The sequence below is a fragment of the Mesorhizobium sp. M7A.F.Ca.AU.002.02.1.1 genome, assembly GCF_003998535.1.
GTDB lineage: Bacteria > Pseudomonadota > Alphaproteobacteria > Rhizobiales > Rhizobiaceae > Mesorhizobium > Mesorhizobium ciceri.
The window spans coordinates 1-9,388 of record NZ_RZPB01000168.1; the positions used below are offsets into that span (position 1 = coordinate 1).

At 63.3% G+C, this 9,388-nt stretch carries 11 protein-coding genes and 1 pseudogene; 9 read left to right on the forward strand and 3 right to left on the reverse strand.

The genetic code is table 11. The features are described from left to right. On the forward strand, positions 1–182 hold a 182-nt coding region (locus EN879_RS39405), incomplete at its 5' end, for a hypothetical protein (RefSeq protein WP_206520942.1). A 52-nt stretch (positions 183–234) separates the two neighbouring features. Next, complete coding sequence (locus EN879_RS13040; protein ID WP_063169831.1) at positions 235–687, forward strand: hypothetical protein; 453 nt, start codon at positions 235–237, stop codon at positions 685–687. A gap of 6 nt (positions 688–693) precedes the next feature. Here EN879_RS13040 and EN879_RS13045 read toward each other — a convergent pair whose 3' ends face one another. Together EN879_RS13045 and EN879_RS13050 are read right to left on the reverse strand one after the other, a co-directional pair. Beyond that, entirely contained in the window at positions 694–1,668 is a 975-nt protein-coding gene (locus tag EN879_RS13045; protein WP_013528226.1) for a WD40 repeat domain-containing protein, read from the reverse strand. A gap of 253 nt (positions 1,669–1,921) precedes the next feature. Then, entirely contained in the window at positions 1,922–2,977 is a 1,056-nt protein-coding gene (locus EN879_RS13050) for a GTP-binding protein (protein ID WP_063169832.1), read from the reverse strand. 199 nt (positions 2,978–3,176) lie between these two features. Between EN879_RS13050 and EN879_RS13055 the strand changes: the two genes are divergently transcribed. Both EN879_RS13055 and EN879_RS13060 read left to right on the forward strand, forming a co-directional pair. Further along, positions 3,177–3,923 (forward strand): intradiol ring-cleavage dioxygenase, encoded by a 747-nt coding sequence (locus EN879_RS13055; protein WP_063169833.1) that lies wholly within the window; start codon positions 3,177–3,179, stop codon positions 3,921–3,923. A 212-nt stretch (positions 3,924–4,135) separates the two neighbouring features. Continuing rightward, a complete protein-coding gene (locus EN879_RS13060) occupies positions 4,136–4,606 on the forward strand; it encodes a MarR family winged helix-turn-helix transcriptional regulator (protein ID WP_013528223.1) in 471 nt (156 codons plus the stop codon). A 24-nt stretch (positions 4,607–4,630) separates the two neighbouring features. Here EN879_RS13060 and EN879_RS13065 read toward each other — a convergent pair whose 3' ends face one another. Beyond that, on the reverse strand, positions 4,631–5,500 hold the full coding sequence (locus EN879_RS13065) for an AraC family transcriptional regulator (protein WP_027164197.1): 870 nt from the start codon (positions 5,498–5,500) through the stop codon (positions 4,631–4,633). A 49-nt stretch (positions 5,501–5,549) separates the two neighbouring features. Between EN879_RS13065 and EN879_RS13070 the strand changes: the two genes are divergently transcribed. From EN879_RS13070 to EN879_RS13090, 5 genes and pseudogenes are all read left to right on the forward strand, one after another. Then, positions 5,550–5,957, forward strand: a complete 408-nt coding sequence (locus EN879_RS13070; RefSeq protein ID WP_013528221.1) for a DUF2000 family protein — start codon at positions 5,550–5,552, stop codon at positions 5,955–5,957. Positions 5,958–6,154: 197 nt separating this feature from the next. Then, a complete protein-coding gene (locus tag EN879_RS13075) occupies positions 6,155–7,039 on the forward strand; it encodes a DMT family transporter (RefSeq protein WP_063169834.1) in 885 nt (294 codons plus the stop codon). A 77-nt stretch (positions 7,040–7,116) separates the two neighbouring features. Next, complete coding sequence (locus EN879_RS13080) at positions 7,117–8,139, forward strand: LacI family DNA-binding transcriptional regulator (protein WP_082826628.1); 1,023 nt, start codon at positions 7,117–7,119, stop codon at positions 8,137–8,139. Next, positions 8,136–9,119, forward strand: a complete 984-nt coding sequence (locus tag EN879_RS13085) for a 2-hydroxyacid dehydrogenase (protein WP_013528218.1) — start codon at positions 8,136–8,138, stop codon at positions 9,117–9,119. Before EN879_RS13080 ends, EN879_RS13085 begins: the two co-directional genes overlap by 4 nt. Positions 9,120–9,201: 82 nt before the next feature. Beyond that, positions 9,202–9,388 (forward strand): annotated as a pseudogene (locus tag EN879_RS13090) (hypothetical protein); the annotation flags it as partial.

A 9,388-nucleotide genomic window follows, 5' to 3' on the forward strand; every position in this document is an offset into this window, starting at 1 on the left:
GCCCCCTCGGTCTCGCGCAGATCGGCAATGCGGTCGCGGCCGATGCCGCCGATGGACGTCTTGGACATATCGCTGTGCATGAAAACCCCTCTGGTCGATTCCTCTTAGCCAATCCGTGTCTGCATCCGCAATTGGCCGCGCATCTGTCCTGCGTTGGCTCAGCCTTTGGCGGCGGCGCTTGACCGTGCTGCCGAAGTCGGCGCCAATATGAGCGGGAATTGAGGGGGAGGGGTAATGAGGACGGTCATCTGTGTGGCGATGCACCTGTCGTCGGCGAGCGCGGCCTTCGCCTCGGGCGGCATCTGGTGCTCCACCGACGACCCGGCGGCGACATTCGAGGTCGAGGCCGGCGTCACCAGAGGCATGGGCGGGCCGACCTTCAACTTTCGCGGCAACCTCGAAATTCTGAGCCGGCCTGCCAGCGACAGCCTGCGCAAGACCGTGTTCGAGGATTCCAACCTGACGCAGTACTGGCTCGACGGCAAGGAATTGCGGCTGAACATCTATCGTGAGCACGAGGCCGCGCAAAAGATCAACTCGGTCGAACTGACGATCCTGACCAGGACCAGCGACGAAGGCGTCTACGACGGGAGCTATACGCTCTCCATCTACGACGCCGCAGCGGATACGGACCAGGACGGCAAACCGGTCGAAATCAGCGGCAAAGTGTCGTGCGGAGCGGAGTGAGCGGGGTCAGGCCGTGATGTCGATGACGCCGCAGTCGCCTGCCGCGCTGCCGAAGGCGACGCGGCGTTCTTCCTTGTCCCACATCATCGAGGTGATGGCGCCCTTGCCCGGCCGCCGCAACAGCACTTCCTTGGCGTCGGCAAAACGCACCGCCATCACCATGCCGTCATCATAGCCGACGGCGACGACATCCTGGCTCGGGTGACAGGCGACAGCCGTCACCATGGCATTGCCGCGCGTGCCGAGTTCCAGCGGTGCCTTGCCCATCGGCCCGTCCTTGCCGGAAAACGGCCAGACGATCGCCGCCGGCGCGCCGGAACTCGCAAGCCACTTGCCCTTTACGCTCCACGACAGGCTTTTGACCTTGCCGGGATAGCCGGTCATGCGCATGTGCTTGCCGTCGGCGAGCTTCCACCCGTGCAATGCGTTTTCTTGCATGGTGGTGACGAGGAAGGCGCCATCCGGCGAGAAGGTGATGCCGGTATGGGCGCCGGCCCATTCGAGTTCCACCGGCTTGCCCTCGGCGGCCGGGAAATGCAGCGTCGCGCCATTGTAGCGGGCGACGCCGAAGCGCATGCCCTTGGGCGAGAAGGCCAGCCCCTCCACCGAACGCGGATGGACGAATTCCCTGGTCTTGCCGTCGGCGAAGCGCACGAAGGCAGTCTTGCCTGAGGCATAGGCGATGGCGCCTTGCGGCCCGGCGGCAACGCTGGTGATCCACTTCCTGGCCGCGCTTGCCAATTCCGTGGCCTCGCCGCCCGTTTTCACGGCAAACACCTTGCCGTCCTCGCCGCCGGTGATCAGCCGGTCATTGGCCGCATCATGGAAGGCGGCGAGCAGCCCGTCATTGGCCTGAACCGTCTTGTGGCCATGGTCGAGCCGATGGATGGCGCCGTCGGCCATCGCGAAATGCGGCACGTCGCCGAGAAAGGCGGCGGCGATGCAATGGCCTTCGAGGTCTAGGGGGGCGACTGTGGGCATCAGGGAACCATTCCAATGAAGTTTGTTGCCATCCCCGGGAAGTCGCCAGCGCGGCCGGGTGTGGCGCCAACCTTCTCCCCTTGTGGGAGAAGGTGGATCGGCGCGCAGCGCCGAGACGGTTGAGGGGTGTTGGACGGATCGCCGTCGGTGCCCAGCTGGAGCACCCCTCATCCGACCGAGCTTCGCACGGCCACCTTCTCCCACAAGGGGAGAAGGACAGAAGGGGCAGCGCTAGCGTTATAAGGCTTGGAAATCAAGCCGCCTGGCAGGCGTCAAAACTCTTCTTCAGCCGCTCGGCGTCGAGTTCCCTGCCGATGAACACCAGCCGGCTCTCGTGCTTTTCGCCGTCTTTCCAGGCGCGCTGGTGGTCGCCTTCGATGATCATGTGCACGCCCTGGATGACATAGCGCTCGTCGTCGCCCTTGAGCGCGATGATGCCTTTCAGCCGCAGGATGTTGGGGCCTTCCATCTGGGTGATCTTCTCGATCCAGGGGAAGAATTTCTTCGGATCCATCTCGCCGCCGCGCAGCGACACCGATTGCACCGTCACGTCATGAATGTCCGAAGCATGCGCGTGATGGTGGTGGTCGTGCCCGTCATGATCATGGTGGTGGTGATCGTGGCCGTCGTGGTCATGATGATCGTGATCGTCATGCGCCTCGAGGAAGTGCGGATCGTTTTCCAGTGCCCGGGACAGATCGAAAGCGCCGCGGTCGAGTACTTCGGTCAGGTCAACGCCGGCGCGGGTGGTACGATGGATCTTTGCCGCCGGATTGATGGCGCGGATCGTTGCCTCGACCTTGGCGAGTTCTTCTGACGTGACGAGGTCGGTCTTGTTGAGCACGACGACGTCGGCGAAGGCGATCTGGTCCTCGGCTTCCTTGGAATCCTTGAGCCGCAACGGCAGGTGCTTGGCGTCGACCAGCGCCACCACCGCGTCAAGCCTGGTCTTGGAGCGCACATCGTCGTCCATGAAGAAGGTCTGCGCCACCGGCACCGGATCGGCGAGCCCGGTGGTCTCGACGACGATGGCGTCGAAGCGGCCGGGGCGGCGCATCAGGCCCTCGACGACACGGATCAGGTCGCCGCGCACCGTGCAGCAGATGCAGCCATTGTTCATCTCGTAGATTTCCTCGTCGGATTCCACGATCAGATCGTTGTCGATGCCGATTTCACCGAACTCGTTGACGATGACGGCGTAGCGCTTGCCGTGGTTTTCCGACAGGATGCGGTTGAGCAGCGTCGTCTTGCCGGCGCCGAGATAGCCGGTGAGAACGGTTACGGGGATTTGCGTCTGTGCGTCGCTCATGGCTTGCCTCGAAAGTGCTGGGCCGCAAAAGATCCGGCCCTCAAAAGGGATTGTCGGTTCCATATAGGATGTGTGCCGGGCTTTTGCACGGGGCAAACCGATGGGCCAAACCGGCTTGCTACAATACCGGATTTTGACTGGCGAAAGCCGCTGTGATTGCCTAGCTCGGGATGCGGAAGGTCAATTTGAGAGGCAAGATATGTCCGGCAAGCCATCCTCCTTCTCATTGAGCCGGCGCCAGGCGCTCGGGTTGATCGCGGTCACCGCCGGAGGTGGTGCCTTCCTGCCGGCCTCGGCAATGGCCGCTCAATCTTCGGCTGCCCAGGCTTCACCCTATGCCGGACTGGCCTTGTTCGAAAACGGCGCCGGTGTCTGCACCATTACGCCTGAAGTGACCGAGGGACCGTTCTATTTCGACCCGAAACTCGAACGTGCCGATGTCACCGAAGGCAAGAAAGGTATTGCCCTTGACGTCCGGCTGCAGGTTGTCGACGTGGACTGCCGCCCACTTGCCGGCGCCCGCGTCGATATCTGGCATTGCGACGCGCAGGGCGCCTATTCCGGCTATCCCGGACAGGGTGACGGCCGCGACGTCGACACGTCGGGCCAGACCTTCCTGCGTGGTTGGCAGAAAACCGATGCAAGCGGCATCGTCTCCTTCGCCACGATCTATCCCGGCTGGTATCGCGGCCGCACCACCCACATCCATTTCAAGGTCTTCCCCGACGACAGGTCGGTGATGACCGGCCAGTTGTTTTTCCCCGACAGCCTCAGCGAGCAGATCTTCACCTCTGTCGCGCCCTACAATGACCGGCCCGGCAAGCGCGACACTTCAAATGCCGATGACGGCATCGCCAGGCGGGCCGGATCGCAATCGCAGGCTGCGCTGCGCGAGTTGGAGGATGCCTATCAGGCGCTGATGATCGTGGCGGTGAAGTCCGGCTGAGCGTTCCCTCACGCACCTTGTCAGCGGCGAAAACTCCGGTCACGAATTCGTTTGTCATCTAACTGAAATAAACATCTGGCATTAGCCACGGCGGACACCACAATGCTTGCCGGCAAAGCTGTTTGAAGCACCGGAATCTTTTTGATCGTCGATTGCCAACCGGCCGGCTGCCTCTATGCTGCCCGCACCGGTACGGCCGAAGAGGGAAGACCATGGCCAAGGCGGACAAGACTGCGACAATGAGCCGGCTGCATTCCGCGGCAAGGCTGGCAAGGACGGCGCTGGCTGCCCGGCTTCTGGCGCACGGCTTCTATGCCGGCCAGGACCAGATCATGCTGGCGCTCGACCGTGAGGACGGCCAGACGCCGGGCAATCTTGCCGGACGTCTCGGCGTGCGCCCGCCGACGATCACCAAGACCATCAACCGGCTGCAGGCCCAGGGGTTCCTGGAGAAGCGCGCTTCTGAAGCCGATGCCCGCCAGGCCCACATCTTTCTCACCGATACAGGCCGCGACATCATCCACGCCATCGAGAAATCGGTGAAGAAGACCGAAAAGCAGGCGCTGAAGGGCCTCGACAAGAAGGACCAGAAGTCGCTGTTCAAACTGCTTGCCCGCATCGAGGCCAACCTCTCGAACGAGGAATTGGTGCTCATCGACGACGACGCCGAGTCGGACGACTGACCGGCGGATTGTCGCGGCAGGCGATCAAGCCGCCGCGGCAGAGCCCTGGATCAGCGACGACCAGCGTCCCGGTGTCATGCCGAACGCCTTCTTGAACTGCCTGATGAAATGGCTCTGGTCGCTGAAGCCGGCTTCGACCGCGATCTGCGCCAACGGTTCGCCGGCGGCGATCATCCGCCGCGCACGCTGAAGCCGGCGCATCACCAGGAAGCGATGCGGACTGGTCGAGAACGCCGCGCGGAAATGCCGTGACAAGGCATAGCGGTCGAGCCCGGTTATGGCTTCCAGTTCGCCGGAGCGCACCGGCCGGGTCAGGTTTTCCGTGAGATAGTCGCGCGCCAGTGCAGCCGCCCGCCACGCCGTCCTGGTCATCGGCTTTGCCGGCTGGCCACCATGCCGGGTCAGGCTTTGCATCAGTTGGACCAGGAAATCGTCGACGAACAGGTCGTCGAGTTCCTGCTCCAGCGGCCCCAGCGCCGAAAGCAGCGTTGCGCAAAAGGCGGCGTCCGTCACCACGCCATCCCTCACAAAAGGCAGCGAAGCGCCGCCGAGGCAGTCGAGCATCAGCGACGGCTCCAAATAGAGCATTCGGTAGCGCAGGCCGTCCTCGGTGCCGGCGCCGCCGTCATGCAGTTCGTCGGGGTGTAGCACGATGATCTGGCCTGGAAGGCTGTGACGCGCAGCACCAAGATAGCGAAACGTCTGCACACCGTGCAGCGTTACCCCGATCGCATAGGTGTCGTGGCGATGCAGGTCGAACGCGCTGCCATGGAAGCGTGCCTCGATCCGCTCCATGCCTGCGGGATCGGGGGCGGAGATAATACGGTTTTCCGCCGCATCGATGCACAAACGTCCAAGACCCTCGAAGGCCTGGCTGTCTAGATCGTGCGACATCGTCTCCTTAAGCCTCGCATTGGGGCACAAACCGAATGGCCAATGTCTCATGTTCGATACGAAATTTGCAATCGTGCTCAGGGAAGATCTGGCGGTCTGGCAGAAACTCAACGTCACCGCCTTCCTGACCAGCGGCATCGTCGCGCAGTTTTCCGATATCATCGGTGAACCCTATCGCGACCGCGCCGGCAATCTCTATAACCCGCTGTCGATCCAGCCGGTCATCGTTTTGTCCGCCGACCAGGCCACGCTGGGCACGATCCACCGGCGCACATTGGAGCGCGGCGTGACCACCTCGCTCTATGTCGAGGAGATGTTTTCGACCGGCTTTGACGCGGCCAACCGCGCCGTCTTCGCCGAATTTGCGCCTGAAGACGCCAAGGCGGTCGGGATCGCGCTTCGCGCCGACAAGAAGCTGGTCGACAAGATCACCAAGGGCGCCCGTATGCACCCGTAGCTTCAGAGGCATCGACTAAGCCTGCCGCCGACACTTGTTGTGCCAGCCGGCTTTGGCGTGGCGACAGCCGACAATTGGCTTGCCGGGAGCCGGCAATTCCCGCAAAGGTGGGTCCAGCCCAGCTCCCACCCGGCCTGCAAGTGAGTGCTCCCCAAAGACATGTAGAAAGCGCGACGCCCCCGGTGGCGATCCTGTGCATGCTTTCCACTTACGTCTGCTTCACCTTCCTCGACACATCAAGCAAATACCTCGTCCTCGCCGGCATTTCCGTGCTGGTCGTTGCCTGGGTGCGCTTTGCCGTGCATGTCATCCTGGTCGGCACCCTGTTGCGCGGCTGGCGCCAACCCATGCGGTTTCGCCCGATCAACCTGCCTGCGCATATCCTGCGCGGGGCTTTCCTGTTCGGATCGACCATATTCAATGTCCTGGCGCTCAAATCCCTGCAACTGGCCGAGACAACCTCGATCTATTTCTTTGGGCCGATGGTGATCACGGCGCTGGCCGGTCCGCTGCTTGGCGAGTGGGCGGGCTGGCGGCGCTGGCTGGCCATCCTGGCGGCCTTTGCCGGCGTCCTCATCATCACCCGACCGGGCGTCGGCGTGTTCGGCATCGGACATCTCTTCGCGCTCGGCTCGATGCTGTCGAACTGCTTCTACGTCATCATGACGCGCCGCATGTCGGCGACCGAGACATCGGAGAGCCTCATCCTGTTTTCGGCGCTGGCGCCGGCGCTGCTGCTGTTGCCCCTGCTGCCGTTTTCGTTTTCCTTGCCGCATGACGGCTGGCACTGGTTCGTGCTGCTGATGCTCGGCGTGTTCGGCGGCGTCGGTCACTGGCTGCTCGTCCAGGCCTACCGGCTGGCGACGACCACGGCTTTGGCGCCCTATCCCTATTCGCAGATGGTGTGGATGATCATTTCCGGATGGATCGTCTTCAAGCAGTTTCCCGACCGCTGGACGCTGGTCGGCGCCGCCATCATCGTCGCCAGCGGCCTCTACATCGTCCATCGCGAGCATAGGCTTCGGCTGCGGAGCCGCGCGGCCTCGGACGTCGAGGCCGAGGCGTTGGCAAAAAAACTTTGATTTGCCCCCGATCGGTGGCATAACGCCGCCTTTAAACAGTTTAGGTCTGGAAAGTCAGGTCCGGGGAGCACACGTCGCTGGCACAAAAAATCAAGCTTTCGACGATCGCGGATGCGCTCGGCGTGTCCACGGCCACGGTCTCGCTGGCGCTGCGCGACAGCCCTCTTGTTGCCGGGACCACCCGTGACCGCATCAAGGAACATGCCCGCGCCATCGGCTATATCTACAACCGACGCGCCGCCAGCCTGCGCACCTCGCGTTCCGGCATTGTCGGCGTCGTCGTGCACGACATCATGAACCCGTTCTTCGCCGAGATCCTGCGCTCGATCGAAAGCGAGCTCGACCGCAGCCGGCAAACCTTCATCCTGTCCAACCACTATGATCAGCTCGAAAAGCAGCGCACTTTCATCGATACGCTTTTGCAACTCGGCGCCGACGGCGTCATCATGTCGCCGGCGATAGGCACGCCGGCTTCCGACATCGTGATGGCCGAGGAGAACGGCCTGCCGGCTGTGCTGATCGCGCGCACCGTCGAGGGTGCCGACGTGCCGGTCTTTCGCGGCGACGACTCCTATGGAACAGGCCTCGCCACCAATCACCTGATCTCGCTCGGCCACAAGCGCATCGCCATGATCGGCGGCACCGACCAGACCTCGACCGGCCGTGACCGCTACCAAGGCTATGTCAACGCGATGGAGGCGGCCGGGCTGGAAGTCGGGCCGTCCTGGCGCATCGCCGGGCCGCGCACCAAGCAGGCCGGCTTCGAGGCCGCCGGGCAGTTCCTGGCGCTGAAGGACAGGCCGACAGCTGCCTGCTGCTGGAACGACCTCGTCGCCATCGGTCTGATGAACGGCATTGCCCGCGCCGGCCTGGTGCCGGGCGTCGACATCTCGGTCACCGGCTATGACGACCTCGAAGAGGCGGCGATCGCGACGCCGGCGCTGACCACAGTCTGGAACGGCCAGCGCGAGGTTGGCCGCCGCGCCGCCAGCGCGCTGCTCGACAAGCTCAACGGCCAGACGGTGCGACCCTCGCAGGAATTGATCAAGCCGGAACTGCATGTGCGTCAGTCGACCGGCAAGCCGGTGGAGCGTGCATGACCAAGGCCGAACAGTTGCAGACCGTCGCCATCCTGGTGCCGGGCGATTTCAACGACCACGCGGTCGACCGCATCAACCGCACGTTCAGGCGTGTCAGAATTGAACGCGCCGATCCGGCGCTCGTCACCGACGAGATGCGCAGTGATGTGCGCGGCATCGCTTCGTTCGCCGGCATCAACGCGGCGATGATGGACGCATTGCCCAACCTCGAACTCATCGCTTCCTTCGGCGTCGGCTATGATTCGGTCGATGTCGGTCATGCGGCGGCGAAAAACATCATGGTCACCAACACGCCCGACGTGTTGACCGAGGAGGTCGCCGACACCACGATCGGGCTGTTGATCAACACCATCCGCGACCTGCCGCGCGCCGAGACCTGGCTGCGCGACGGCAGCTGGGTGCGCAAGGGCAACTATCCGCTGAGCCGGCTGACCTTGCGCGGGCGCAGTGTGGGTATTTTCGGCATGGGCCGCATCGGGCAGGCCATTGCCCGGCGTCTGGAGGCCTTTGGCTTGCCGGTCGCCTACCACAACCGGCGCCGTGTCGAAGGTCTTTCCTACCACTATCATGCGACCCTGAAAGGGCTTGCCGAAGCCGTGGATACGTTGATTTCGGTCGCGCCGGGCGGCGCCTCGACGGAGAAGGCGGTCAATGCCGAGATACTGTCGGCGCTTGGCGCCAACGGCGTCTTCGTCAACATCGGCCGTGGCAGCACGGTCGATGAGGCAGCGCTTGCGGCAGCCCTTGCCAACGGCACCATCGCCGCTGCCGGCCTCGATGTCTTTGCCGACGAACCGAACGTGCCCAAGGCGCTGCTCGACGCGCCCAACACCTCGCTGCTGCCGCATGTCGGCTCGGCCTCGGACCATACACGCCGCGCCATGGCGGATCTGTGCGTCGACAATCTGGTGTCCTGGTTCACCGAGCGCCGGCCGCTGACGCCGGTGCCCGAGACGGCGCATGTGAAGGCTAGAAACTGATCGGTGGCTGCCACATTTATTAACGTCAGCTTAACCCTTTGGAATCATTGTTCAACCTGTCCGTGTACGTGGATGAAGAATGATGAAAGCACTTTCCGCATTGATCGCTGCCGCAGCGCTGTTTGGTGGCATTCAGCTGTTTCATGGCGGCAGCCGGGAAAGCGTAGCCAACGAGGCCGCCCCGTCCAACAGCTACAGGCTGGTCGCCAATGGCGATGAGGCGGTCTGTGCAGTCAGCCGCGGGGCCGAAATTTCGGACGGTTTGTCGT

Bases quoted from the DNA above. Each gene is read 5' to 3' on its own strand.
- EN879_RS13040 (WP_063169831.1), top strand. From the start codon at position 235: ATGAGGACGGTCATCTGTGTGGCGATGCACCTGTCGTCGGCGAGCGCG.
- EN879_RS13045 (WP_013528226.1), bottom strand. From the start codon at position 1,668: ATGCCCACAGTCGCCCCCCTAGACCTCGAAGGCCATTGCATCGCCGCC.
- EN879_RS13050 (WP_063169832.1), bottom strand. From the start codon at position 2,977: ATGAGCGACGCACAGACGCAAATCCCCGTAACCGTTCTCACCGGCTAT.
- EN879_RS13055 (WP_063169833.1), top strand. From the start codon at position 3,177: ATGTCCGGCAAGCCATCCTCCTTCTCATTGAGCCGGCGCCAGGCGCTC.
- EN879_RS13060 (WP_013528223.1), top strand. From the start codon at position 4,136: ATGGCCAAGGCGGACAAGACTGCGACAATGAGCCGGCTGCATTCCGCG.
- EN879_RS13065 (WP_027164197.1), bottom strand. From the start codon at position 5,500: ATGTCGCACGATCTAGACAGCCAGGCCTTCGAGGGTCTTGGACGTTTG.
- EN879_RS13070 (WP_013528221.1), top strand. From the start codon at position 5,550: ATGTTCGATACGAAATTTGCAATCGTGCTCAGGGAAGATCTGGCGGTC.
- EN879_RS13075 (WP_063169834.1), top strand. From the start codon at position 6,155: ATGCTTTCCACTTACGTCTGCTTCACCTTCCTCGACACATCAAGCAAA.
- EN879_RS13085 (WP_013528218.1), top strand. From the start codon at position 8,136: ATGACCAAGGCCGAACAGTTGCAGACCGTCGCCATCCTGGTGCCGGGC.